Annotated in this window: 24 protein-coding genes; 8 read left to right on the top strand and 16 right to left on the bottom strand. The window is 61.9% G+C overall.

The genetic code is table 11. The features are described from left to right. Positions 1–6: 6 nt before the first annotated feature. From OHL13_RS00470 to OHL13_RS00460, 3 genes are read right to left on the bottom strand one after another with little or no spacing between them, the layout of a single operon-like run. Positions 7–1389: a heterodisulfide reductase-related iron-sulfur binding cluster gene (locus OHL13_RS00470; protein ID WP_263408146.1), complete on the bottom strand. Its 1383-nt coding sequence runs from the start codon at positions 1387–1389 to the stop codon at positions 7–9. A gap of 6 nt (positions 1390–1395) precedes the next feature. Further along, entirely contained in the window at positions 1396–2586 is a 1191-nt protein-coding gene (locus tag OHL13_RS00465; RefSeq protein ID WP_263408145.1) for an FAD-binding oxidoreductase, read from the bottom strand. Next, a complete protein-coding gene (locus tag OHL13_RS00460; protein ID WP_263408144.1) occupies positions 2586–4040 on the bottom strand; it encodes an FAD-linked oxidase C-terminal domain-containing protein in 1455 nt (484 codons plus the stop codon). Before OHL13_RS00460 ends, OHL13_RS00465 begins: the two co-directional genes overlap by 1 nt. Before the next feature lie 119 nt (positions 4041–4159). On the opposite strand from OHL13_RS00460, the gene msrP reads away from it, so the two are divergent. The 3 genes from msrP (at position 4160) to OHL13_RS00445 (ending at position 7543) form a co-directional block, all read left to right on the top strand. After that, positions 4160–5101, top strand: a complete 942-nt coding sequence (gene msrP, locus OHL13_RS00455; protein ID WP_263408143.1) for a protein-methionine-sulfoxide reductase catalytic subunit MsrP — start codon at positions 4160–4162, stop codon at positions 5099–5101. Between the two features lie 312 nt (positions 5102–5413). After that, positions 5414–6697, top strand: coding sequence for a PQQ-dependent sugar dehydrogenase (locus OHL13_RS00450; RefSeq protein WP_263408142.1), 1284 nt, complete (start codon positions 5414–5416; stop codon positions 6695–6697). Between the two features lie 228 nt (positions 6698–6925). Next, positions 6926–7543, top strand: coding sequence for a LysE family translocator (locus tag OHL13_RS00445; protein WP_263408141.1), 618 nt, complete (start codon positions 6926–6928; stop codon positions 7541–7543). Between the two features lie 83 nt (positions 7544–7626). Here the strand turns inward: OHL13_RS00445 and OHL13_RS00440 are convergent, their stop codons facing one another. The 12 genes from OHL13_RS00440 to OHL13_RS00385 all read right to left on the bottom strand — a co-directional run bounded on the left by OHL13_RS00440 (position 7627) and on the right by OHL13_RS00385 (position 20221). Then, entirely contained in the window at positions 7627–8166 is a 540-nt protein-coding gene (locus tag OHL13_RS00440; protein ID WP_263408140.1) for a c-type cytochrome, read from the bottom strand. A gap of 6 nt (positions 8167–8172) precedes the next feature. Continuing rightward, positions 8173–8961, bottom strand: coding sequence for a 2-keto-4-pentenoate hydratase (locus tag OHL13_RS00435; protein ID WP_263408139.1), 789 nt, complete (start codon positions 8959–8961; stop codon positions 8173–8175). Positions 8962–8979: 18 nt separating this feature from the next. After that, positions 8980–9888: a uracil-DNA glycosylase gene (locus OHL13_RS00430; protein ID WP_263408138.1), complete on the bottom strand. Its 909-nt coding sequence runs from the start codon at positions 9886–9888 to the stop codon at positions 8980–8982. A gap of 9 nt (positions 9889–9897) precedes the next feature. Beyond that, positions 9898–10101, bottom strand: a complete 204-nt coding sequence (gene rpoZ / locus OHL13_RS00425; RefSeq protein WP_263408137.1) for a DNA-directed RNA polymerase subunit omega — start codon at positions 10099–10101, stop codon at positions 9898–9900. Between the two features lie 165 nt (positions 10102–10266). Beyond that, positions 10267–10929, bottom strand: coding sequence for a guanylate kinase (gene gmk / locus OHL13_RS00420; protein WP_263408136.1), 663 nt, complete (start codon positions 10927–10929; stop codon positions 10267–10269). A 107-nt stretch (positions 10930–11036) separates the two neighbouring features. Then, complete coding sequence (locus OHL13_RS00415; protein WP_263408135.1) at positions 11037–11942, bottom strand: YicC/YloC family endoribonuclease; 906 nt, start codon at positions 11940–11942, stop codon at positions 11037–11039. Then, the gene (locus OHL13_RS00410) at positions 11939–13786 is read right to left on the bottom strand and encodes an ABC transporter ATP-binding protein (RefSeq protein ID WP_263408134.1); all 1848 of its coding nucleotides are present in this window, start codon (positions 13784–13786) and stop codon (positions 11939–11941) included. The genes OHL13_RS00415 and OHL13_RS00410 overlap by 4 nt, the downstream gene beginning before the upstream one ends. A gap of 213 nt (positions 13787–13999) precedes the next feature. Beyond that, positions 14000–14902, bottom strand: coding sequence for an RNase adapter RapZ (gene rapZ, locus OHL13_RS00405; RefSeq protein ID WP_263408133.1), 903 nt, complete (start codon positions 14900–14902; stop codon positions 14000–14002). Positions 14903–14914: 12 nt separating this feature from the next. Continuing rightward, positions 14915–15568, bottom strand: a complete 654-nt coding sequence (hpf, locus tag OHL13_RS00400; RefSeq protein WP_263408132.1) for a ribosome hibernation-promoting factor, HPF/YfiA family — start codon at positions 15566–15568, stop codon at positions 14915–14917. 36 nt (positions 15569–15604) lie between these two features. After that, entirely contained in the window at positions 15605–17185 is a 1581-nt protein-coding gene (gene rpoN, locus OHL13_RS00395; protein ID WP_263408131.1) for an RNA polymerase factor sigma-54, read from the bottom strand. Positions 17186–17312: 127 nt separating this feature from the next. Then, entirely contained in the window at positions 17313–18041 is a 729-nt protein-coding gene (lptB, locus tag OHL13_RS00390; protein ID WP_263408130.1) for an LPS export ABC transporter ATP-binding protein, read from the bottom strand. Next, complete coding sequence (locus OHL13_RS00385) at positions 18041–20221, bottom strand: LptA/OstA family protein (protein ID WP_263408129.1); 2181 nt, start codon at positions 20219–20221, stop codon at positions 18041–18043. Before OHL13_RS00385 ends, lptB begins: the two co-directional genes overlap by 1 nt. A gap of 210 nt (positions 20222–20431) precedes the next feature. Here OHL13_RS00385 and OHL13_RS00380 point away from each other — a divergent pair, with 210 nt between their 5' ends. The 5 genes from OHL13_RS00380 (at position 20432) to OHL13_RS00360 (ending at position 25599) form a co-directional block, all read left to right on the top strand. After that, complete coding sequence (locus OHL13_RS00380; protein ID WP_263408128.1) at positions 20432–21061, top strand: hypothetical protein; 630 nt, start codon at positions 20432–20434, stop codon at positions 21059–21061. Positions 21062–21328: 267 nt separating this feature from the next. Further along, a complete protein-coding gene (gene efp, locus OHL13_RS00375) occupies positions 21329–21904 on the top strand; it encodes an elongation factor P (RefSeq protein ID WP_263408127.1) in 576 nt (191 codons plus the stop codon). Between the two features lie 179 nt (positions 21905–22083). Further along, positions 22084–23268, top strand: a complete 1185-nt coding sequence (locus OHL13_RS00370; RefSeq protein ID WP_263408126.1) for a GGDEF domain-containing protein — start codon at positions 22084–22086, stop codon at positions 23266–23268. A 276-nt stretch (positions 23269–23544) separates the two neighbouring features. Then, positions 23545–25068, top strand: a complete 1524-nt coding sequence (gene guaB, locus OHL13_RS00365) for an IMP dehydrogenase (RefSeq protein WP_263408125.1) — start codon at positions 23545–23547, stop codon at positions 25066–25068. Between the two features lie 48 nt (positions 25069–25116). Further along, positions 25117–25599, top strand: coding sequence for a VanZ family protein (locus OHL13_RS00360; RefSeq protein WP_263408124.1), 483 nt, complete (start codon positions 25117–25119; stop codon positions 25597–25599). Here the strand turns inward: OHL13_RS00360 and OHL13_RS00355 are convergent. Beyond that, positions 25585–26100, bottom strand: coding sequence for a hypothetical protein (locus OHL13_RS00355; RefSeq protein WP_263408123.1), 516 nt, complete (start codon positions 26098–26100; stop codon positions 25585–25587). The genes OHL13_RS00360 and OHL13_RS00355 overlap by 15 nt on opposite strands. Between the last annotated feature and the right edge of the window lie 7 nt (positions 26101–26107).

Raw genomic sequence — 26107 nt, 5'->3', positions numbered from 1 at the left:
CGGGGCTCAGGCGCGGCGATGCAGCAATTCTTCCGCCGGTATATTCCGGATGCTCGCGTCCAGCAACTCCACCATGTGGAAGGTGGGAATCTCCGCATGGCCCCGCCGGCGCAGCCCCGCCTGCAACTGCAGCAGGCAGCCGGGATTCGCCGAAATGAGCGCCTCGGCCTCGGTCGACAGCAGGTTGTCCACCTTGCGGTCGCCCAGCACCTCCGCAGGCTCCGGTTGCACCAGGTTGTAGATGCCCGCCGACCCGCAGCACAGGTTCGCCTCCGGCACCTCCCGCAGGTCCAGCCCGGGAATGCCCCGCAGCAGCGTCCGCGGCTCCGCATGGATGCCCTGCGCATGCCTCAGATGGCACGCATCCTGGTACGCCACGCGCAGCGGCAACGGATGCCGCTCGCTCCGCAACGGAAGCATCGTCAGAATCTCCGAGATATCGCGGCACTTTGCGCTGAACACCGCCGCCCGTTCCGCCCATTGCGGATCATCGCGAAGGATGTAACCGTACTCCTTCATCGTCGACCCGCAGCCCGCCGCGTTGATGGCGATATAGTCCACCTTCGCCGCTTCAAACTGGGCAATCATCTGCCTGGCCATCCGCATGGCCTCTTCTTCGACGCCGGTGTGCACCATCAGCGCACCACAGCACTGCTGGCTCTCGGGGATCACCACCTCGCAACCTTCAGCCGCCAACACCCGCGCCGTCGCCTCATTCACATGCTGAAAGAAGACCTGCTGTACGCAGCCGGTAAGCATGCCCACGCGGGGTGGGTTGGAGGGTGGGCTAGATGGCTGGTTGGCCGGATGACTGGTAGCAGCAACACTTGTTGGCAGCGAATGAAACAACGAATCCGGAACCCGGGGCAACAACGCTTCCATTGCCTGCAACCGCTTCGGGAGCAGCTTCAGCAACCCCGTCGCCCGTACCAGTTTCTGCAATCCCAGCCTCTGATACGCCAGCATGGGATACGCCATCATCCGCAGCCGCGCCGGGTGCGGAAATGTAGCAAACAGCATCTTCCTGAAGAGGGAATCATCCGTCGAGCGCGGAATATGCCGCTCCACCTGCGCCCGCGTGTCCTCAATCAGCTTGTTGTACTGCACGCCTGAAGGACACGCCGTCATGCAGGCCATGCACCCCAGGCAGTTGTCCATATGCTGACGGAAGTTCTGGTCCAGCTCCGCCTCACCCTGCGCCGCCTTGGCCATCATGTAAATACGCCCACGCGGCGAATCCATCTCCTCGCCCCACAACACATACGTAGGACAGGCAGGCAGGCAGAAACCGCAGTGAACGCAGTCGGCCAGCAGATCCTTCTGCGGAGGATGATGCCCGTCAAAGGCGGAGGGCTTGGGAGCGGCTTCGATCTGGTGAAAATTGGACATAGCTGGCTAGATGGCTGGTTGGCTGGATGTCTGGTTCACCAGCGGGTTGAGAGTATTGTTCGCGTCGAACTGAACTTTGATCGCCTGCATCAACGGGCCGATATTGCTCATACCCACGACCGGATCCATCTCGGAATTTCCCTTCAGTACCGTACTCGTGCCGCCCTGCAGATCGAGATGATAGCGGAACTCTTCAGCCAGCCGGACAGTGGTCTCATCCCGGGCAAAGGCGGCATACACAATGCCGATTGACTGGGCCACAAAGCTTCCGTCTTTATCAACAATCTCCTGCGCGTAGCTGGCGAGATCATTCGGCCGAATTGTCGCCTTCAGAATCAGCCTTTCGTGTTCCCACAGCTTGTCACGTTCCGCGTAAAGCCAGAACCCCGGCTGTAACGAAAGGCCATTCTTCACTACAATTTCTGCCAGCATCGCATCCTGCCCTGCATCCGGATGCGCATTGATCTCCACATCCAGCGCAAACCCGCTCGCATCTCCACGCATCTGCAGCACCTGCACCGCCAGGTGACTATCGCGAATCGCCTGCATCAACGGAGCCAGCTTCGCGGCAGTATCTGCGGCAACCGTAAAGCTCCTGCTGTGCAACGGCAGCGAGTACAACCGGAAGGTCACCTCGGTGATCACGGCGAGCGTCCCCATCGACCCCACCATCAACTTCGGCAGGTCATACCCAGCCACATTCTTCACCACGCGCCCGCCGGTCTTTGCAATGGTGCCGTCTGCCAGCACAATCGTCATACCCAGCACCTGGTCGCGTAGCGATCCATACCGGTGCCGCAGCGCACCCGAATCATTCGTCGCGCATACGCCGCCCACGGTCGCTTTCTCCGGCCATAGCGCATCCAGCGCCACAAACTGCCCGTGCCGCGCCAGCGTATCCTCCAGCGCCTGCCACGTGCATCCTGCCTGTACCGTGCAGGTCAAATCCTGCCATGGATGATCCACCACCCGGTTCAGCCGCAGCAGGGATAGCTCGATCTGTGCCTCGCACGCTGCGCCCCAGCCCAGCTTCGTGCGTCCACCCACCGGGCGCACCTTCACCCCATGCCGGTCCGCAAAGCCAAGCACCGCGGCCACCTCGCTGGTGTTCTTCGGCGAGACCACCACCACGCCCTCGCGGACCGCAATATGCTCTTCGCCTACCAAAGGCTTCAGATGCTCCAGCAACTCCGCCACTAAAACACCTCCGCAATGCCCGATGCTTCCACCGGGTGCGGCACGTAGTGCCCGCGGCTCTGCTCGCCGCATAGTCTCGGAGTCGGGAACAGCTTTTCCGGGTTCGCCAGGTTTTCAGGATCAAACGCACGCCGTACCCGCTGCATCGTCTCCAGGTCCACCGGAGCGTACATGTAGCTCATGCTGCACTGCTTCTCGCGGCCAACACCGTGCTCACCCGTAATCGACCCGCCGGTCTCTACGCACAGGTCAAGAATGCGCATCGACAGATCAATCGCGCGATCTTCCTCGCCCGGATTCTCGCGGTTGTACAGCACAATTGGATGCAGGTTGCCGTCCCCGGCATGGAAGACATTGGTCACCCGCAGCTTCTCCGCCTTCGCCATCTGTCCAATCTTGTCCAGCACCACGGGCAGAGCCGTCCGCGGAATCACGCCGTCCTGCACAATGTAGTTCGGGCTCAGCCGCCCTGCTGCCGCAAACGCCGCCTTGCGCCCCTTCCAGATCAGCAGCCGGTCGGCCTCATCCACTGCGTGGCGGGTCTCGGTCGCACCGTTCTTGCGGCATAGCTCCAGTACCTGCGCCGCCTGCAGCTTCACCTCGGCCAGCGGTCCATCTACTTCCACGATCAGCAGCCCATCGCACATGGGGTAGTGCGGATGCACCGCAGCCTCCGCCGCCACAATCGACAGCCGGTCCATAATCTCCATCGCCGACGGCAACAGGCCCGCCGCAATAATGTCGCTCACCGTCTGCGCCGCCGCCTGGATCGAGTCAAACGCCGCCAGCAGCACCTGCACCGCCTCCGGCTTGCGGACAATGCGCAGCGTCATCTCCGTCGCAATGCCCAGCGTGCCCTCGCTACCGATGAAGACCCCCAGCAGGTCATAGCCGGGAGCGTCCGGGGTCTTCCCGCCCAGCGTCACCAGCTCACCGCTCGGCAGCACCACCTTGGCCTCCAGCACATGGGTCACTGTGAATCCGTACTTCAGGCAGTGCGCTCCACCGGCATTCTCCGCCACATTGCCGCCCAGCGTGCACACTGTCTGCGACGACGGATCGGGCGCATAAAAGAATCCCGCTCCTGCCACCGCCGCCGTCACGTTGGCGTTGATCACGCCCGGCTGCACCGTTACCTGGTGGTTGGCATAGTCAATGTTCAGAATCCTGGTCATGCGCGAGAAGGTAATCACCACCGACCCCGGCGTGGGCAGCGCTCCGCCCGAAAGGCCCGTGCCCGCGCCGCGCGCCACAAACGGCACCTTGTGCCGCGTGCACAGCCGCAGAATCGCCTGCACCTGCTCCGTCGTCTCCGGCAGCAGAACCGCCGCGGGAGCCTCGCGAAACGCCGTCAGGCCGTCGCACTCATAGGTCTGCAACTGGTTCTGGGCGGTAATCAGGCCGCGCGGCCCAACAATCTGGCGAAATTCGGAAAGAATCTGTGCGGAAAGCATGACAGAACCCATACAAGCATAATGGTCTGCGGGCGACTTTGGTGACATCCAATCCGTGTTCCTGCTGCCTGTAACAAAAAAGCTGTCCAGAGCGTCAGACAACCGAGTGAGGAAACATCATGCTGATCAAAACCACCACCGCGATCCCGTCCTCTGAGATTACTCCCCAGGACACGTTCCTCAACCGCCGCAGCTTCCTCACCGGGGCCGCCGCCGTCGCCGGAGCCGGGATCATCGCGCCGCAGGGCCTGTGGGCCGCGACCAAACTCAGCACCACGCCCGGCAAGTTCTCAGTCAGCGAGACACCGACTCCTCTCAAGAAGGCCACCAGCTACAACAACTTCTACGAGTTCGGCACTGACAAGGGCGACCCCGCCGCCAACGCCCACAAACTCAAGCCCCGCCCCTGGACCATCGCCGTCGAAGGCGCTATCCAGAAGCCGCTGACCTTCGATATCGACACCGTACAGAACTACCGCCCGCTGGAAGACCGCGTTTACCGCTTCCGTTGCGTCGAGGCGTGGAGCATGGTTATCCCCTGGGTTGGCTATTCCTTCTCGGAGTTCGTGAAGGCGTGCAGCCCGCTGCCCAGCGCCAAGTACATCCAGTTCCTCTCGCTGGCCGACCGCAAGCAGATGGACCTGCCGGACTCCTCCGGCATCAACTGGCCCTACTCCGAAGGCCTGCGCATGGACGAGGCCATGCACCCGCTCACCCTGCTCACCTTCGGCAGTTACGGCCAGACGCTCGAGCCACAGCAGGGTGCCCCTATCCGCATCATCGTGCCGTGGAAGTACGGCTTCAAGTCGGCCAAGTCCATTGTGAAGATCCGCTTCCTCGATAAGATGCCACGCACCTCGTGGAACGACCTCGCGCCGGAGGAGTACGGCTTCTACGCCAACGTCAATCCAAAGCACAGCCATCCGCGCTGGAGCCAGGCCAGCGAGCGCAAAATTGACGCTTCGCTCTTTCCCAAACAGGTGGCCACGCTGCCCTTCAACGGCTACGCCAACGATGTCGCCAGCCTGTACAACGGCATGAACCTCGACAAGTTCTACTAAAGCGAGAAGCGAAGAACTCGCTTCTCGCTTTAGTCTTTCCTGTCCTTGCCATCCTGCAAGGACCTGCTTCTAAAACCACTACAACTCCGGGTGCCCGCGTCACGCAAAGCGCGACCCCGGAGGGAGCAGCGACCTTCAGGCCGCTGCTCCCTCCGCCCATACACTCAACCAACGCCGGCCTCGATGGCCGGCGTCTCATCCCCCCGCAAAAACCGCCAGATCCCCCACCTGAGACCGCAACAGGGTGACGAGCATCCTTCCTTCAGGCGAGAATAGTTTCGCTCTAAAAATATCCCCCCGGAGACACTCCCGATGAAGCGCACCTCCTTGCTCGTATTGGCACTCTTCACTTCAGGCGCAATCGCGCAGCAGGTCCGCACCGGGCAGCAGGCCTGGGCTGGCTATGCCGATGAAAAACCCGGCCAGCGCTGGAAGGTCACCCTCGCCGACCTGCCCGAGCCCAACCCGGGTGAAGCTGTCGGCAACGGACCGCATCTGGTCGAACGCCCGCAGAACGCATGGCCCGTCGCTCCGGCCGGCTACAAGGTAGAGGTCTACGCGCAGGGCTTTGAGATTCCTCGCCTGATGCGCACCGCGCCCAACGGAGATGTCTTCCTGGCAGACACCGGCGCCGGTACCATCAAGGTGCTGCGCGGAGTCGGTGCGGATGGCAAAGCCAGCACGGTGGAGACCTTCGCCAGCCACCTGGACCAGCCCTTCGGCATAGCCTTCTATCCGCTGGGACCGAACCCGCAGTACGTCTACGTGGCCACCACCAAGTCGATGTACCGCTTCCCGTATAAAAACGGCGACCTGAAGGCCACGGCACAGGGCGAGCTGCTGATCGACAAGCTCTATCCCGTCGCCCCCGGAACCGGCCACTCCACCCGCGACGTTGTCTTCTCCAAGGATGGCAAGCGCATGTTCGTCTCCGTCGGCTCCGGCTCCAATGTGGACGACATGGACACGCATCCGCAGGAAGAGCACCGCGCCGATGTGCTGGAGTTCACCCCCGAGGGCAAGTTCGTCAAGGTCTATGCCGCCGGCATCCGCAACTGCGTGGGAGAGGCCATCAACCCCGTCACCGGAGCCCTGTGGTGCTCCACCAACGAGCGCGACAACCTTGGCAACAACCTCGTGCCCGACTACATCACCAGTGTGAAGGAAGACGGCTTCTACGGCTGGCCATGGTTCTACATGGGCGGCCACCAGGACCCGCGCCACGAAGGCAAGCACCCTGAGCTGAAGGCGAAGGTCCTCACGCCCGACGTACTGGTACAGCCCCACATGGGCTCGCTTGAAATGATGTTCTACGAAGGCAAGCAGTTCCCCGGCGCCACCGGAGACATCTTCGCCGCCGAGCATGGCAGCTGGAACCGCAAAGTCCGCGCCGGCTACGAGGTCATCCGCATTCCCATGAAGAACGGCAAGCCCACCACCGGCGAGTATGAAGACTTCCTCACCGGCTTCGTCACCGCCGAAGGCCAAGTCTGGGGCCGCCCCGTCGGCGTCACCACCGCAAAGGACGGCTCCTTATTGGTCGCAGACGACGGCTCCCGGACCATCTGGCGCGTCAGCTACACCGGCAAAAAGTAACACTCTGCCGGATGTCATTTTGAGCAAAATGGGGGACCCGCTTTTTTGCCCCATGCTTCGGCGAAACCGAAGGGTGGGGTACCCTCAACGCGAGTCCCCTTTCGTCAGGGCATGGCTTCAGCCGTGCCAAGAGAAGCCCTTTCGAAACCAAACAACGCCGGCCTCGATGGCCGGCGTCTCAGCTTTTTCAACTAGCAACGAACAACTGAGAACTGTTAACTTCGTCCCATGCACGCGTCGCAACTCGGCCTTTACATCGCCACGGTCTTCATCCTCGCCATCGCACCGGGACCGGATAACATCCAGGTTCTCGTTCGCGGTATCTCGCAGGGCCGCATGGCCGGTTTTGTCGCCGCGTGCGGATTCGCCTTCGGTGTCATCTTCCACACCACCATCGCGGCCATTGGACTGGCGGCTGTGCTGCGTGCCTCGCACCTCGCCTTCATGCTCATCAAGTACGCGGGCGCGGCGTATCTCATCTGGATCGGCATCAAGAGCATGCGCGGCGGCGCACTCTCCGTCGCCTCCGACGCACCGAAGAAATCGCTCTGGCTGGTCTTCCGGCAGTGCGTCATCGGCAACGTGCTCAACCCCAAGGTGACTCTCTTCTTCCTCGTCTTCCTGCCGCAGTTTGTTCAATCCAACGGACCTCGCCCAGCCGTGCAGATGATGATCCTTGGCGCCATCTTCATGCTGATGGCCTTCGTCGTCTTCAGCACCATCGGCATCTTCGCAGGGACTGTTGGAGCCTGGCTCAAGCGCAATCCGCGTGCAGGTGTATGGCTTGACCGCCTCGCCGGAACCACCTTCATCGGCCTCGGCCTGAAGGTCGCCTTCGGCGATTAAGCCACCACCGCGATACCGATCCCTCCGCTGCGCTGCGCTCTGGTCGGTATGACAGACAGTTAGGGGTATCCGGCTTCCTGGGGCTATTGGCCGATGGGTTTGGAGACGGCCTCTTCCGCGGCGGCGGGCAGAGGTTTGTCGGCTTTGGAGAGCAGCAGTGAGACCTGCCACATCTGGGTCTCGTTCAGGAGCTTTTGATACGACGGCATGCCGGTGAGACGGATGCCGTTCTTGACGCGCCAGTAGGTCATGCCGGCGGGGTCGTCGCTGACGCCGACCACCCCGTTGCGGTGCTTCTCCCACAGCTGTGGCGTGCTGGGATACATGGCCGCGCCGAAGCTGGATTTGCGTCCCTTCAAGCCGTGGCAGGAGGCGCACTGCTCGCGGTAGATTGACGCACCCGCGACAAGATTTTCATCCGTGGCCGGAATTGCGGGCTCTTTCGGCATCTCGGCTTCGATGCGGGCATGCAGCGGCACGCGGACGATCTGCTTCTCAAACGGAAACGCATCATCCGCGACAGCTACCGGAGGATTGCCCAGAGCGAAGTAGAGGTAGATGGCTGCCGGCACAACCAGAATGCCGAGTACGATTCCGAGACCGAGAGCAAGGGCGGGGCGCATAGACAGCTAGCTTGCGTAATAAAGCTTAACCCTTGCTGAATGCGTGAATTTCACGGAGGCCTCAGCGTCTGAGGAGGCAGGCGTGTTGCCCGTCCATGAGCCAGTGGTCACCCATTGCCCGGCGCGGAGGCCACCGGTACGGGCTGCGCCTTCATTCACGACATAGGAGAGCAGGCGGAAGAGATCCGTACCGCCGGGGTTGGAACCGGTGCGCTGTTCGCGCACGACGCCATCGACGACGAGCTCGACGGATTCGGTAGCCCAGTCAATGGTCTGCCAGTTTTCAAAGGCGGGCCCATGCACAAAGGCTCCGTGGTACTGCATGTCGGCGGAGACGGCGAGGCTCGGCGTGGTCTTCGGATCGGTGAAAGCCGACTCCAGAATTTCAATGACCGCGTTTGCGGAGGCGATCGCCGCCGCAATCTCGTCGTAGGTGTACGGTGTGCTGCGCGGCGGCAGGTCTTTGCCGAAGCGGAAGGCGACCTCGCCTTCGAGGATGCGCAGGCGGTGGCCTGGCCCCGTCAGCGTTACGCTGGACTCGGACATCCAGGCTGCCGGCATGGGTGCGAAGAAGGGCTCCGCGGTGGGCGAGGGAGCGCCGACCTTGTAGCCGCCAATCTCACCGTAGGCCTCGGCCATCTGGTCCTGCACGAAGTAAGCTTCCTGCTGCGAAGTGGGGACAAGATTCTCCGGCAGAGCGTCGATGGTCCTGCCGGTGCGGCGGGCATCCAGAAGCAGGTTGGCAAGCGAAAGCAGCTCAGACTCACGGGCGGCGGTAAGGACGTTCTGCGACATTGCGGCGTTCTCCAGGATTTACTGTTTGACGGGCGGCTTCAGGCCCAGTTCGCGCATGACCATCTGCAGGTCTTTCCATGCCTCGCCCTTCATGCGCGGCTCGCGCAGCAGAAAAGCGGGGTGATAGGTCACAGCCACCTTAGCACCACGCGCGGAGTGGAAGCTGCCGCGCAGCCCGGCCAGCGCCTGCTTGCGTCCCAGAAGGTAGGTTGCGGCGGTGGAGCCGAGAGCGACGATGACCTTTGGCTGCACCACGTCAATTTGTTTGATCAGGAACTGGGAGCAGGTGGAGGCTTCCACGTACTCCGGAGTGCGGTTGGCCGGGGGACGGCACTTCACGATATTCGCGATGTACACCTGCTCGCGCTTCAGGCCCATGGCGTTGATCATGTTGTTGAGCAACTGACCGGCCTTGCCGACGAAGGGCAAGCCCTGCGCATCTTCATCCGCTCCGGGACCTTCGCCGATAAACATCAACTCCGTGTTCGGGTCGCCGTCCGCGAAGACGATCTTACGGCGTCCACCGTAGGCCAGCGGGCAGCGTGTGCAGTCGCCAATCTCGTCCTGGATAACCTTCAGGGCAGCGGGGCGATCGGCCGCGGGAATGGTTGTGGCGGGCAGAGGAACCAGATCGTCAAAAGAACGCAGCGCAGGCGCAGGAGGCTCGCGCAGCGACGGTGGAAGCATGTGTGCCGGTTGCAGCTCGCGGTCGTCGATCTCCAGCGGGGGAGCAACAACAGGAGGCGTGGCAGGCGGGAGAACGCCGGTGGCAGCAGCGATGGAGGGCGCGGGCGCTTCAACGGCCGCAGCAGGTTCAAGCGCCTGTGCGGCGGGCTCGCTCCAGCGGTAGAACTCATGTACGCCGAGGTCGCGGAAGTAGGCAAGATAGGCTCGCAGCCGCGCAGCTGCCTCAGGCGTAACACTCATACAACGATCTTAAAGCACGGATTGGATGTCGGGCTTCAGCTCAGTCTTGGGAACGATGAACTTTACATGCCCGGCATTGATTTCATCCTGCGCGACGCGGCAGGCCTTCATCGACTTGGATGCGATCAGCGGCGTGGCGCCGGACTGCAGTTGACGCGCACGACGGGCCGCACCCTTGACCAGGCTGTACTTATTGACGAGCTTAGGATCCATTGCTGCCTCCGTATGCAAGCAATGTACCCGCTCCCATGGAAGTCGCCAAGATGGAATCTTGCAGGTTGGAAGGAATCTCGGGGTGTGGATAACCGGGGGCGAAATTTCGCTGGGAAGAAGCGGATCCCTGCAGGATGACAAAAGACACGAAAAGCAAACCCGGCATTAGTGGGTGAAGCTGACGAGGGAGCTCTTCAGGCGGTCAGACATGATGGAGGTGCGGCAGGACTGCGATAGGTCGCCGAGGAACCGGCCTTCTTCCCCGCGCTCGGTAACGACGATGGCGCGCAGCTCGGTGATGGCCTGATCGAGCACGTCATTGACGACGGCGTACTTGTACCGGGTGAGGTACTGCAGTTCGTTGCGGGCCTCGGTCAGGCGGCGCTGGATGACGGACTCGTCGCGCATGTTCTCTGCGGCGGAACGATTGCGCAGGCGCATCTCCAGCACCTGCGGGCTGGGCGGAAGGATGAAGATGGAGACGGCTTCAGGCATCTTCTCCATCACCTGCATGGCGCCCTGCACGTCGATGTCGAGCAGGAGGTCGTGATCGTTTTTGCGGGCCTGGTCCAGGGCGGAGCGGGCGGTGCCGTAGTAATTGCCGAAGACCTCGGCGTATTCCAGAAACTCGCCGCGGGCGATCATGGCTTCAAAGTTTTCGCGCGTGGTGAAGTGGTAGGCCTCCCCGTCGACCTCGGACCCGCGCGGGGAGCGCGTGGTGTAGGAGACGGAGAACTCGAGTCCGGCGACGATGGAACGCACACCGGAAACCAGCGTGGACTTACCAGAGCCCGAAGGCGCAGAGATGATGAAAAGAATGCCAGCCATGATGGTGAGGGTAGTGCCTTGGGAAAGTTTACTTGAGGTTGTGAGTTGTGAGTTGAGTGTTGTGCGCAGATACAGGGCACTCACAGCACACAACTCACACCACGCAACTACTCGAGGTTCTGTACCTGTTCTCTTGCCTTTTCGATGACGGTCTTCAGTTCCAGGCCGAGTTCGGTGATGCGCAGGCCATTGGCGGTGTTTGCTCCGCTGGTCTTGGAGAGCAGGGTGTTGGCCTCGCGGTTGAGTTCCTGCAGCAGAAAGTCGAGCTTTTTGCCGAGTTCGCCGCCGGCAGCCAGGAGTCCGCGGAAGTGGTCGACGTGGGTCTTCAGGCGGACGATCTCTTCTTCCACATCGCTGCGTTCGGCCAGCACGGCGGCTTCCGAAAGCAGGCGCTCCTCGCTGACGCCGGTGCCTTCTGTCAGCTCCGCGATGCGGGTGCGAATGCGCTCGTAGTAGCTGGCGCGGACATCGGTGCGCAGCGTGTTCACCTCATCGGCCACGGCGGCAATGCGCACCATGCAGGCGTCCAGATCGGCAACCAGGGCAGCGCCTTCCAGGGCCCGCATGTCTTTGAGCGAGGCGATCAGGGGAGCGACCTCGGCTACCACCGCGGCTTCAATCTGTTCGGGCTTCAGCTCATTATCTTCCGCTTCAGCCGAAAAGACGCCGGGCATGCGCAGGATGCTGGCAAGATCGGGATCGCCGGGGAGGTTGTTCTCTTCCGCGGCGCGACGATACGTCTCAACATAGGCGGCGACCACGGCGCGGTCATACTGCAGCGTGCGCTGGCGCTGCCGGTCGATCTGCAGGGTGATCTCCACGTGGCCGCGGCGAAGCTGCTCCTTCAGCAGCCTGCGGAGCTGCATCTCCAAAGCGTCGCAGCCGTTGGGAAGGCGCATGTGCAGGTCAAGGAAGCGGTGGTTGACGCTTTTGAGGGAGAGCGTGAAGCCGATGCCCTCCTGAATGCTGCCCTGAATGCGGGCAAAGCCGGTCATGGAATAAGCGGTGCTCATGCGATTCCTTCCGTTCCGGTCTCCGGAGCCGGGTCGTTGGCAAATTGCAGGTCGTAGAGCCGTTTGTAGGTGCCGTTGCTGCGCAGCAACTGATCATGCGAGCCGATCTCGGTAATCTGTCCGCGATCGATGACAGCAATGCGGTCAGCGCGGCGCACGGTGCTGAGCCGGTGGGCGATGACGAAGACAGTACGGCCCTGCATCAGGTTGGCCAGCGCGGCCTGCACCAGCGACTCGCTCTCGGTGTCCAGAGCGGAGGTCGCCTCGTCGAGGATGAGGATGGGAGCGTCCTTCAGGATGGCGCGCGCAATGGCAAGGCGCTGACGCTCTCCGCCGGAGAGGCGCGTTCCTTTTTCACCGATCATCGTGTCGTAACCGTGGGGCATGCGCTCAATAAAGTCATGCGCCAGGGCGGCCTTTGCCGCCTGCTGCACGCGCTCCAGAGGGACGTCCGGCTGGCCGTAGGCAATGTTGTTGCGAACCGTGTCGTTGAACAGAACGGTCTCCTGCGTCACCTTGCCGATCAGCGTACGCAGAGAGGCGATGGTGACGTCGCGCAGGTCGTGGCCGTCGACCGTGATGGCGCCCTCGGTCACGTCGAAGAAGCGCGGAATCAGGTTCACCAGCGTGGACTTGCCGGCTCCGCTGGGACCGACAAAAGCAATGACCTCGCCGCGTCTTACCTCAAGCTGAATGCCGCCAAGCACCTGCTTCTTGCCCTCATCCGCGTCGTAGGCAAAGCCCACGTTGTCGAAGCGGATCTCGTTCTCAAAGCCCGGCAGCGGAAGCGCTTTCTTCTTCTCGCGCACATCGTCCTGCGCGTCCATGAAGCGGAAGATCTCTTCGCTGGCTCCGAGCGCCTGTTGAAAGCTGTTGTAGAACATGGCGAACTTGCGCACCGGATCATACAGGGTGAAGGTAGCGACAAGGAACGAGATGAATGAGCCGGCGGTCATCTCATGGTGCAGGATGCGGCCGCGGCCAAGCAGCAGAAGCGAAGCGATGGCGACCGAGCCGATGGCGTCCATCAACGGCGAGCTGATGGCCTGCACGCTGACGCTCTTGAGGTTGGCGCGGAAGAGACGGCGCGCGGCGCGGCGGAAGCGGTTCATCTCCCACAGTTCCATGCCGAAGGCCTTGACGATGCGGTTGCCTGTGATGGTCTCGTGCAGGATGTTCTGGATTTCGGCCAGCTTGTCCTGGCCTTTGCGGGTGGTGGTGCGTACGCTGCGTCCGATACGGCGCGCGGAGCTGATGACAACCGGGACGAAGATCAACAGGATCCAGCTGAGCTTGCCGCCCATCAGGATGACAACGACGATGGTCCAAACCAGAGTAAAGAACTGCTGCAGCATTTCGCTGAGGACGGTGGACATGGCCATCTGCACGCGCTCGATGTCATTGATGAGCGTGGAGAGCAGGGTGCCGGTGGTGTGCTTCTGGAAGAAGGCGACGCTGCGGCGCAGGACGGCGTTGTAGAGGTCGTTGCGCAGATCCGTGATCATGCCGAAGCCGGCGTAGTTGACCAGGTAGGTGCCGATGTAATCGCAGACGCTTTTGAGCACCGCCGAGCAGACCAGCGCGTAAGCGACGACCGTCCATGCGTTATGGAAGTGGCTGGGAACAAGCCATTGGAGGTTGAGAGTCAGGTTCCAGTACGGAATATGAAAGAGCAGGACGTTGCCCGGAGGAGCATCGGGCGTCAGCACGCTGTCAAAGATGGGCTTGACCAGAAGGATGCGGAAGGCCGCCATGGCTCCGACGACCGCCATGAGCACGACCGAAGCGAGCGAGTACAGCAGATAAGGCCGCGCATAGAGCATCAGCCGCCAGATACGCTTCAAACGCGCACCGCCCTACCGGAGATCAGCTTGAGAAACATTGTTTTCTATTCTAACGAGGGGTGGAACGGTTGGATTTGAGAAAGCAGGGACGCCGGCCATCGAGGCCGGCGTTCTTCTTTGCTTAAACATTTTCAGAGGCCTGAAGGCCGCCCCTACTCCCTCCGGGTCGCGCTCTGCGCGAGGCCCACCATCCGACTATCCAACCACCAGCAACTAGCGGGGCATGTCGCGGTGGCCGCTTTTGACGCGGTAGCCTTCGGATTCCAGGCGCTTCTTCATCTCTTCGGCAATGGCAACGGAGCGATGCTGGCCTCCCGTGCAGCCGAAGGCGATGGTCAGGTAGCTTTTGCCTTCCTTCACATAGAAGGGCAGAAGAAACTTCAGCAGGTCCGAGGTCTTGTCCAGGAACTCTTTCGTCTGGGGGAAGCGCTTTACGTAGCGGGCGACCTTGGGGTTGAGGCCCGTCTCCTTGCGGAACTCCGGGATGAAGTGCGGATTGGGCAGGAAGCGGACGTCGAAGACCAGGTCGGCCTCCGGCGGGACGCCGTTCTTGAAGCCGAAGCTGATGGAGCTGATCAGCAGGCTCTGCCCGTGGGCGTCGCGGTCAAACTGCTGGTTGATATGTGCGCGCAGCTCATGGACATTGAACTTGCTGGTGTCCAGGATGATGTCGGCGACGTTACGCACAGGATCCAGCCGCTGACGCTCGCGCTGGATGGACTGCAGCACGGTATCGTTGCGGCCCAGAGGATGCGGACGGCGGGTCTCGCTGAAGCGGCGCAGAAGCACCTCGTCGGTGGCTTCCAGGAAGACGACCTTCGTCTCCAGCACTTTGCGGACGTCTTTCAGGATGGCGGGAAAGGCCTCGAGCTTCATGCCCTCGCGCACGTCCACGACCAGAGCGGCGCGGGTGATCTCATGCGACTGCCGGACAAGATCGGCAAATCGCGGCACCAGCTCCAGGGGGAGGTTGTCTACGGAGTAGAAGCCAAGGTCTTCAAAGGTCTTGAGTGCGCTGAGCTTGCCGGAACCGGACAAGCCCGTCAGGATGACGAGCTCGTCCTTTGTGTCCGGCTTTTTCTTCTTCGAGGAAACGCGAGCAGCCTTCTTCGGCATGGAGAGATGCTACTACGCCGGAGTCTCGATCAGCTCCATCTTGCCGTCGCGCATGCGGTGCAGGACGAGCAACTGTCCGCCGCGGTTGCGGAAGACAAAGACATCCTTATCGCGGTAGGCGGCTTCTTTCAGCGCCTCTTCCAGCGTCATGGGACGCATGGCCATGGAATCCAGGGAACGGATGACGTGGGGTTCCGGCAGGCTGGCGCCGGTCTGCGGAAAGCTATGGGTCACGACAGACAGCTTTCCGTTGGCGCTGCCGTTGGCTTTGGACTTCTTCGGCCCCGGCGCGGCCTTTACATTGTCGGTCGCGGCGCGGGCCTCGTCTCCGCTCAGGCGGATGGTGCCGGCGGTCGCCTTCTCCCCCTTGGGATGGCGCTTTTTAGTGACGATGGTCTTCTTCAGCTTGAGCACCTGCTTCTCGATCTTGTCGAGCGCATCGTGCAGAGCTGTTTCCGCCTCAGGAGAAACACACTGCGCTGCAATATCCTTCAGCTTGGTTTTCAGGGAGATTTCCACGCTGCAGCGGTATTTCTCGCAGTTGAAAAAGATGTGGATCTTAGCCGAGCCATCGACCAGTTTCTCAATACGCTTCAGCCCCTCTTCTGCCTGGGCCTTGAGTTTCTTGGTGACGACGATCTTTCGTGCGGTGTATTCCACTTGCATGTTTAGCACCTCTTTCTCAGGTGTTGTTAGACGCGGCTATCGTACTCTGCGTTTGTGCGTGCTGGGAATCTGCATTTCCTCCCGGTACTTTGCGACGGTGCGGCGTGTAATCTGGATGCCCTGGCGCTGCAATTCCGCGGCAAGATAATCGTCGGTGTACGGCTGACGCGGGTCTTCGTCGTCAATCAGCTTCTTCACCTTGCGCTTGAGCAGGACCAGCGGAAGGTCTCCGCCCTCGGGGCCGTTCACGCCTTCTGAGAAGAAAAAGCGCAGTTCATAGACGCCCTGCGGCGTGTGGACATACTTATTCGACACCGCGCGGCTGACGGTGGAGGGATGGACGCCGATCTCCTCGGCAACCTCCTTGATCATCATGGGCCGCAGGCCTTCCAGCCCCTTTTCGAGGAACTCCTGCTGGCGGCGCACGATAGCCTCGCAGGTGCGTACGATGGTGTTCTTGCGCTGCTCAATATTGCGGAGCAACTGAATGGCGGAGCGGTAGCGCTCCTTGACGTACTCCTTCAGGTCGCGGTCGGCGTCCTTCTGGTGCATCATGCGGCGGTAGCCGGCGTTCAGCCGCAGAGAAGGCATGTCCTCCTCGTTCATCGCGACCACATATTCATCGCCGCGCTTCACAAAGGCAACGTCGGGCTCAATCAGCCGCGTCTCTGCCTGGTTGTAGCGCTGGCCGGGACGTGGGTCCAGGGTGCGGATCAGGTCCACTGCCTCCTGCACAATCTCCTGCGGCTGCGCGCACTCCTTCACCAGCTCGCGCATGTCCTTTTTCTGCAGAAGGGCGAGGTGCTTGTCGACGATGAGGTCGGCGGTCTGCATGACCTGCGCGCGGTGCTGCGCTTCCTGAGCTTCTGCTTCTTCGGCGGCTATGGCTGCGTCGACCGCCGCTTCGTCATAGTGGCGCTTCTTCTGCGCCAGGTAGGCGGTGCGGCGTTCGGTGGCCACTTCGGCCTCACGCTGGCGGGCGCAGAGCTGCACGCGCAGGCATTCCTTCAGATCGCGCGAACCGACTCCGGCCGGATCAAGCTGGCCGATGACCTTGCGGGCGGCCGCAAGTAGGGTTTCGGGCTGATCATGGCCGTCCTGCCGCAGAGCGGCAAGAAGCTCTTCGTCGGTAGCGGAGAGGTAGCCGTTTTCGTCCAGGTTCCCGACAATCAGCTCCGTGGCCGCGCGCACATCCTCGGGCAGCGTCATGGCTCCAAGCTGCCAGTGCAGATGGTCAGTCAGCGTGCTGGGCTGCGAAAGAAAGTTTTCAAAGGAGGGCTTATCCAGCTCCTCGCTGGAGGAGCCGGTACGGAAGCCGGGGTCCAGGTACTCCTGGAAGTAGCTGCCGAAGTCGATCTCTTCGAAGGGGTCTTTTTCGTCCTTGTGCGTGGCCTCCTCGGCGCTGAGCTCGCGGTCGCCTTCGCGACCGGCCAGCTCTTCAAAGGTGGGATCGCTGATCTCGATCTCTTCCAACACCGGGTTCTCGATGATCTCGGTATTGATCATCTCCTTCAGCTCAAGTTTGTTCAGCGCAAGCACGCTGACCATCTGCATAAGACCGGGCGTCAGCACCTGGCGCTGCGAGATCTTGACGTTTAGCTTTGGCTGAAGAAGCACTCTTACTTCCGGATCCCTTCTCTGTAACTCGCGCCGGGGACTCTCCCCTGCCGTGTGCCGTAGTCTACACCGGCACAAACGCCCCGGATACGACCGCGATCACACCCTTCCCGAAGTGAAACTCGGCTTAGGAAAGCGAAAACCCCTCACCCAGGTAGATGCGCTTGACCTCAGGATCGCGGCCTAACTCGCCCGGAGTTCCTTCGCGGAAGATCTTGCCTTCGGCGATGATGTACGCGCGGTCGGTCACGCTCAAAGTTTCGCGCACATTGTGGTCGGTGATGAGCACGCCGATGCCGCTGGTCTTCAGGTCGAAGATGATCTCCTGCAGGTCCAGCACGGCGATGGGATCGATCCCGGAAAAAGGCTCGTCCAGAAGGATGAAGGCCGGCTGGATACACAGGCAGCGGGCGATCTCCACGCGGCGGCGCAGACCGCCGGAGAGGGCGTAGCCCTGCGTCTTGCGCACCGGACCAAGATTCAACTGCTCAATCAGTCTTTCCAGGCGGGTACGGCGGGTCTCCGGAGCGAGCTGCTGCGCCTCCAGCACCGCCATAATGTTTTCTTCCACACTTAGCTTGCGGAAGACAGAGGGTTCCTGCGGCAGGTAGCTGATGCCGAACTTGCGGGCACGCATGTACATGGGCACGCGGGTAATGTCTTCGCCATCGGACAGGACACGGCCCATGTCTGGCCTTACCAGGCCCACCATCATGTAGAAGCTTGTGGTCTTTCCGGCGCCATTGGGGCCGAGAAGACCGACCACCTCACCCTGGCTGACGTTCAGGCTTACACCCCGAACAACCGGCCGCCCGCTGTAACTCTTCCCAATTTCGTCTGTGGACAGCCTGCGCATTACTTCACCTGCGTTTCGGTGCGCACACGCCGGTCGGTTGCGCCCGTTACCACCACGCTACCATCGCCGGCGTGGAAGCTCAATTGTGCCCCGGTGATGGTGCCCTGCTCGGGGTCCACGACCTTCGGCGATCCTGTCAGAACGGCCAGACCATCCGCCGCGGTGTACACCAGTTGCCCGCCGGTTCCCCGGCGCTGGCCTTGCTCGATAACGACATCCTCGCGGGCGACTACACGCTCCACGCTGCCGCTGAAGTCAGAGTTTTTCGCTTTGGCGGCCGCAAGGTAAACGGTCGCCTGCCGCGCCGCGATGTGACCGTCCGCGCTGTCCATGCGAACAGGACCGGTAAACTCCACCTGGTGCTGGGTCTCGCTGAAGTCCATCTGCCGTGCCGTGATGCGGTAGACCGCCGAGGGATGCTTCGGGGTTGCCGCCGAAACCAGCACCGCATGCACCACTGCTCCGCTTCCAGCCGAAGCAATGGCCGCCTGCTTCGCGCGGTCCAGACGGATCTCCGGCGCCTCCACCTGAGACTGCGCCTGCCACATGCGAGCCGGGCGGGAGGTGCCGGTAAAGATTGCGGTGTCGTCCTGCGGACGCCACTCGGCGCGGTCGGCCACCAGGTGCATGGGGTCCGTGCCGCGGTTGTAGGTGGCCTTTACGGTGCCGATGGCCCAGGCCTGCTGCGTCTGCCGCTGCATCTGGATGCGGTCGGCGTCGACAGTGCCGTCGTTGTCGCGGATGCGCGGGTGCCCGGTCAGCTCTACCAGGCCATCTTTCTTCAGCTCAGCCCGTTCGCCGGTGGCCTGCGTCTCGTGCGGCTTCCCCCTGGTGATGCCGGACTGCGTGATGACGGCTGCGCCGGTCATGGTGCCGGTATCAATCTCGTTGGCGGCGTTCAGAGCTACGTCCATGCGGTCCGAGGACGCGCTCTGCCGCACGCCTTTGGCGGAGAGCGAATCCATGCGCGCGTGACCTTCACCGTGCATCTGCGAGGCGTGCAACTGCGTCGTCCCGGCAAACTGCGCGGTCAGCGTCTCCGCCCAGAACTGGCTGCGGGTTCCATTCGCTGTGCTGAGCACGGAGGCGTCTCCGTGCGCGACAGCCTGGCGCAGGACGGCTTTCTTCTCTACCAGCTCAAAGTTCAGGTCCAGCTTCGCGGCGCGCAGGTCGCGAGCGCCTTTTTTGCCTTCTTCGTCCGTCAGGTGGACGCCGCCCTCCAGGTGGGCAGTTTTTGCGTTGCCGGCGCCGTCGAACTCCACCAGGGCCTCGGCTGCGTCCCCGTGGGAGACGCGGCCGTCAGCGGCCTGCTCCATGTGGACTGCGCCAAGAAGATGCGCCCTCTGCGGCTGGCTGCGGGCGGTCAGCCAGGTCTGGCTGCGCTGCGCGGTCAGCAGGCGTCCGTCGGTGGAGGTAACTTTCAGACCTCCAGAGGTCTCAATCCGTTCTGCCGACCCATCGCGGCGCAGGTAGATGAGCGCCTCAGCCACCTGAGCGACGGAATCCTGCTGGACGACACGCGCCTGCTTGAGTTGCGCGACCTGCCCCTTGCGGTCAAGCTGTGCCCATCCGGCAAACATCTTCACCTGCCGCCCCTCTGCCTCCATCGTCGCGTCCACGGCGGAGTGCAGAATCAGGACGCCGGTATCGGTGGAGTAATCCGCACCAGTGGCATGGCCGGTCACTCCTTTGGCCGAAAACTCGATCGGATTCTCGGTCGCCGCCACACCCAGCTTCTGGGCGAAGACCAGGCCGCTGGTCTTGATATGCACCCCCGACTGGTCCTTCTGGCCGCCGGGAGATTGCAGGTCAAGCAGCACCTCGCCGTCGGCACGGATGATGCCGTTGCTCTGGTCGTAGAGGAATTCGTTGCTGGTAATGCGGTCGGTGCGGTCGCCGTCATGCACCGTGATGCTGACATCGTTCAGGGTGACCTTGCCGTCCTTGTGCTGGATGGCCCTGGCGGCATGCACGGTGAACAGGGTGCGGCCCTTGACGCTCTGGGAGTAGGTAAACCCGTTGGTGGATTGCGAGATATCCACACCGAGCTGCTGGGGCAGCTTCTGCAGGAAGCGGCCTACGCGGTATCGCGCATAGCCGATGTAGCCGGCCACCAGCAGGAGTAATGCTCCAGCGCCGACCAGCAGCCACATCCGCAAACGCTCGACCGTGATCCGCATCCCCTGTCTTTCACTTCTCATTGTCTCATCTGTGCACTTCGGCTTCGGCTTTATCCAGACTGCGGAATTAACGAAGAAAAGACAGGTCGCGCATCGCTGCGCGATGAATGTGGCACCCGGCATGGGAGCAGCTCGAGAGCAAATCTGCGGATACGTCATTAGAATGAGCAGGAATCGCCGTGATGTCGCCGGCCATCCAATGGATCGTATATGTCTGACCAACTTTACCTCTCCCTCTGGTTTCCGAACTTCCGCCTGGAAGCCCTGCCGGCTGCCCTGATTGGTGTGCTGCAGCAGTTTGCCCGTATTTCCGGCGACGACCGCGTCTCGGTCGCCTCCACGATCCCGATTGACTGGTCGGAAGCCCCGATCTACCAGCGGATCTTCGTCAATGACGAGCGTTCGGAGCCGAGCGACGACTCCAAGATTGAAAATGCTGTGCGCGAAGCCACTGAGCAGCTGCACGACGACACCGCCTACGAGTTCGAGATGAAATGGCAGCTCTGGCTGCCGGAGACCGGCGCCGGCCTGGACACGGCATGGCGCCTGCAGCCCTATACCGTGAAGGTGACGGGGTTCGGCCCGGAGTTCGATGCCGGAGCGTATGACCAGAACGGCCACATCCGCGTGGACTTCGGCCTGGACACGCCCTGGGTTCTGGAAGACGAGGAGAGCCTGGATCAGTCGGCCCAGCAGAAGATTCAGCAGAATGTGGAGAAGCTGCTGGCCTTCACCCTGTCGGTGGAGAAGCATTGCGGGATCTCCAGCAGGCTGTTGTGGACCGAGTCCGGAGAGCCGCTGGCGGAGAAGCTGATTGCCAGCCTGCAGCGGTTGAACTAGGGATTTCCGCAGGGGACGCCGGCCATCGCGGCCGGCATCCTTGTTTCCTGGGCGGGTTTTTCAGGGGCCTGAAGGCCCCTGTTCCCTCCGGGCCTTCGCGCTTTGCGGGACGTGGGGCACCTGATTCGTGTGGCGGAGATAAGAAGCAGATCCTTGCAGAAGGCCAAAAGACAAGAAAGCAAAATTCAAGTCTCTCCGCGTCACTATGCTCCGGTCGAGATGACAGGCAAGAGGTTCGGTGAGGCCCGCTCGCCGTAAAATTGAGCTATGGCCGCACTGATCGACGCAATCAACATTAAGCGCAAATCTGTCTTCGAGTTTGAAGGCGCACCGTACTACTGCATGGACGCGGAGGTGAGCACGCCGACCGCGCGCGGCGGGCAGACCCTTGTCCGCCTGAAGATGCGTAACCTGCTGACCCGCGCGGTCTTCGACAAGACCTTCAAGGCCGGCGACAAGTTCCCGGAGCCCGACCTGGAGTATGTGGACGCCACCTACCTGTACAAGGACGGATCGGGCGCGTACTTCATGGATGAGTCCACCTACGAGACCGTCTCGCTGACGGCGGACCAGTATGGCGAGGCCCTGGATTACCTGATCGACAACACGGCTCTGCAACTGCACAAGTACAACGGCAACCCGATCGGCGTGGTTCTGCCGGTATTTGTCGAACTGGACGTGGTGTACACCGAACCTGCCGTAAAAGGCGACACCTCCTCCGGCGCCGTGAAGGACGCGAAGCTGGAGACCGGCCTGATCATCAAGGTGCCGCTCTTCATCAAAGAAGGCGACAAGGTGAAGGTTTCGACGGAAAGCGGCGAGTTCGCCGGGCGGATTCTGTAAAAGACACCGGAGCCCCATCCACCCAGGCAGGCGTGGATGGGGCTCCCTGAAATACGTTGGCCCAATTTGGTTTTGGCTGGATGAAACACCTCCGGCGGAAGCGTATGGGATGCGCTAGGCTACAGGGGAAACCATCTCCCCCTTTTCGTGCCGGGCACCCAACCTTCCGAGGAGCAGCATTGGTCCAGCAGCCAGCCGTATCGACCAGTACGCCCATCTCTCAACGCACCACGGCAATCTACGTCACAGCCCTGCTGGTGATTGCGAGTCTTTCGATCGCATCGCACCTGCTGACCAATGCCATCATCCAGCGCCAGGCAGCCACGGCGGGGACGGTGAATATGGCGGGACGCCAGCGCATGCTGTCGCAGCGCGTCTTCCGGATTGCCCTGCAGATGGCCGACGGCTCAGCCGACTTTGTGCAGGCAAGAATCGAGTTGATTGACGCCGCCGCGCAGATGGAGCGTGAGCGTGAGCAACTGCTGCACGGTTCAGTCTCTCCCCGCATCCTGGCTCCGGCTTCGCCGCGGTTGAAAACCATCTACTTTGATGGGCCCGAATCGCTTGAGAAAATGGGGACCCAGTTCCTGAACCATGCCAAGCACCTTGCCGCCACTCCGCGTAAGGATGTGACCCTGCAGAATGCGGAGATCGCTGAGATCGGCGTTCTGCAGCGCCAGAAACTACTGCCAGGGCTGGAAGCTGCCGTAGCCGCGTACCAGAAAGACAGTGAAGAGGCCATTGAGCACTTGCGCAACACCATGCTGGTCATGCTGCTGCTGATGCTTCTGCTGTTATTGTCCGAGGCGCTGTTCCTTTACCGTCCCCTGTTCCAGAAACTCAAGCTTTCCTATTCCGGACTGATTACCGCAGCCCGAACGGATCCCCTGACCGGTTCGCTGAACCGGCGCGCTTTCCTGGAAGACTGCTCCAACCTCTTCCTTCGTTCCAAACGCAGCGGCGCAAGTACGTGCATGCTGGCTCTGGACCTGGACCATTTCAAGTCCATCAACGATACCTGGGGCCATGCCACGGGAGACCGCGTCATCCTGGAGTTTGTCGCCGCGGTGCTGGGATGCCTTCGGTCATATGACCGCATGGGACGGCTGGGTGGCGAAGAGTTCTCCATCCTGCTGCCCAACACGGTTCCGGAAACCGCCCTCTCGATCGCCGAAGCCATTCGCTCGGCCGCCGCCCAGACGCCTGTAACCACCGAGACGGGGGAGCAGATCTACTTCTCCGTTTCCATCGGCGTTGCGGTCGCCATGCCGGGCGACGGAGACATCTTTGCGGTGCTGGCGCGCGCCGACCGCAACCTGTATGCCGCCAAGGAGAGGGGACGGAACCGGGTGGCTTCGATTTAGAGGCCGGCATTGTCGTTTTCCTGGGGAAGTTCTGCGGTACGGCTGAAGCCGTGTCCCGACGAGGCGGATCGCGTTTGGCTCGAAGCCCACATCTGGCTTTGCCAGAGAGGGGACACACGGAAGGTGGCTGTTCGGGCCGCAGCATCAGCAACTTACGGCCAGGGGGTTGGGTGGGGTCATGTCCAAATGACGCAAGTGCGGTAAGCTATCAGGAACCTTTTCGTCGTACCCCCTCAACCCGGCCGCAACAGCGCCCAGAGGAACCGCAAAAATCTTATGATCGTCTCACCCGTACCCGAGGCACTTACTTTCGACGACGTCCTGCTTGTTCCTGCGTACTCTGACGTCGTTCCTACGCAGGTTTCCACGCAGACCCGTCTTTCCAAGAAGATCACGCTGAATATTCCCCTGATGTCGGCGGCCATGGACACCGTGACCGAGTCGCGCCTGGCCATTGCCATGGCGCAGCAGGGCGGACTTGGCGTGGTTCACCGCAACCTTTCCATTGAGCAGCAGGCCGGCGAGATCGACAAGGTCAAGCGTTCGGAGTCCGGCATGATCGTTGACCCGGTTACTATTGGCCCCGACCAGCCGATCGCCGCCGCGCTCGAAGTGATGCGCCGCTACAAGATCTCCGGCGTTCCTGTCACGCAGAACAAGAAGCTGGTCGGTATTCTGACCAACCGCGATCTTCGCTTTGTCTCGCGCACTGACCTGCGCATTGACGAGGTGATGACCAAGAACAACCTGATCACCGTCCCGGTGGGCACCACGCTGGAGCAGGCCGAAGAGATCCTGCACCAGCACCGCGTGGAAAAACTGCTGGTCGTCAATGACGCCTACGAGCTGAAGGGCCTGATCACGGTCAAGGACATCCAGAAGAAGCTGAAGTACCCCAACGCCTGCAAGGATGACCAGGGCCGTTTGCGCGTGGCCGGAGCCATTGGCGCGACGGGCGACTTTCTGGAGCGCGCGGCCGAGCTGATCAAGGCCCGCGTCGACGCCCTCGCCATTGACTCTGCCCATGGCCACTCCAGCCGCGTGCTGGAGGCTGTGGCCGAGTGCAAGAAGCGCTTCCCGGATGTAGCCCTGCTGGCCGGAAACATTGCCACCTACGATGGCTGCATGGCACTGATTGATGCCGGTGCGGATGCCGTGAAGGTGGGCATTGGGCCGGGCTCGATCTGCACCACGCGCATGGTGACCGGTGCAGGTATGCCGCAGATCACAGCGATCTCCGAGGCGTACCGCGCGGCCAACGAGCGCGGCGTTGCGGTCATCGCCGACGGCGGTATCAAGTACTCGGGCGACATTACCAAGGCGATCGCCGCCGGTGCTTCCGTCGTGATGATGGGATCGCTGTTCGCCGGTGTGGACGAGTCGCCGGGCGAAACGATTCTGTACCAGGGCCGCAGCTTCAAGAGCTACCGCGGCATGGGATCGCTTTCCGCCATGGCACAGGGCTCGGGCGAGCGCTACTTCCAGGGCAAGGACGATCTGCCCGGCCCAGGTTCGGACCGCCAGTCGATCACGGCTCCTGAAACCTCCAACAACAACCGCCTGGCCAAGTTTGTGCCGGAAGGCATTGAGGGCCGGGTGCCGCATCGTGGACCGCTGGAGAACATGGTGTACCAGCTGGTAGGCGGTTTGCGCTCCGGCATGGGCTACCTGGGCTGCGGCACCATTCCTGAGCTTCAGCAGAATGGCCGGTTCATCCGCATCTCCGGCGCGGGCCTGCGCGAATCGCACGTGCATGACGTCATCATCACGCGCGAAGCGCCCAACTACCACGTCGAGTAGATGGGCGTCTTTCTCGCTAGGCCTACCAATCTGGAATCCCGCAAGGGTGTGCGCTGGCTTTTTTACGCATGGTTTCCGGCCCTCATCATGGTCGTCGCCATCGCGATTGAGTCCACGCACACCTTTTCAGCGGCGCATACCACCAGCTGGCTGCGCACGCTCTGGCAGGCCATCTTTGGCGTGGAGGGCGATGCCCGCTGGGACGAGATTCACCATCACATCCGCAAAACCGGCCACTTCACCGGCTACGGGCTGCTCTGTATTACCAGCCTTCGCGGCTGGATGCTGACCTTTGCCCGCCGGCTGCGCTCTCTTCCCATCGGCGCATGGCGCGCACGCTCCGCGCTGATGGCCATCTGCACCACGGTCTTCGTCGCCAGTTGCGATGAGCTTCACCAGAGCTTTATGCCGGACCGCACCGGCACCATCGTGGACGTCGGTATCGACACCTTCGGCGGGCTTTGCTTCCTGGCCGTCATTGCCCTGCTGTTCTGGCGAAAGCGGCCGCAGCCGACCTCATGGCTGGCATAGCGGCTGCGCGGCCATGGCCTTCAGCAGGGGCTGCGTGGGAAAGCTCCAGCTGGTGTCGCGGTCTTTGAAGACGGTCGCTGTCGTTGTCGAGCCCATGAACTTCACGTAGAAAGCCACCGGCTCCGTGTTGCTGGAATGTAGTCCGGGACGCGCATACAGGAACTGGTTATCGCGCACCTCGATCCACTCGCGGCGCAGCGGCTTGTAGGCATCAAAGGTCAGCGATAAGCGGACGGAGTGGAGCGGTGGCTCTGTCGCCGCACGGTCATGCGGCATCCAGAAGGCAGGAGACGCGGCGGTCTCAAAGAAGAGGTCGGCCTGCTTTGCGCCCTCCGCCGTCTTAAGGCACTGCAGCGTGAGCCAGGCGTTCTGCGGTTCGCCGCGAACGCTGATGCGGGTCCACTCCGCACCCATGGACGAAGCCACGCCACTGGTCACAGAGAGGTTCGGCGTCTGCGCCATGGCAGCACAAGCGAGCAGCATCCAGAAGAAACGGCGCATACGGCAA

It is taken from the genome of Terriglobus tenax, assembly GCF_025685395.1.
Classification (GTDB): Bacteria; Acidobacteriota; Terriglobia; order Terriglobales; family Acidobacteriaceae; genus Terriglobus; species Terriglobus tenax.
This window is presented reverse-complemented; position numbering and strand designations above follow the sequence as displayed.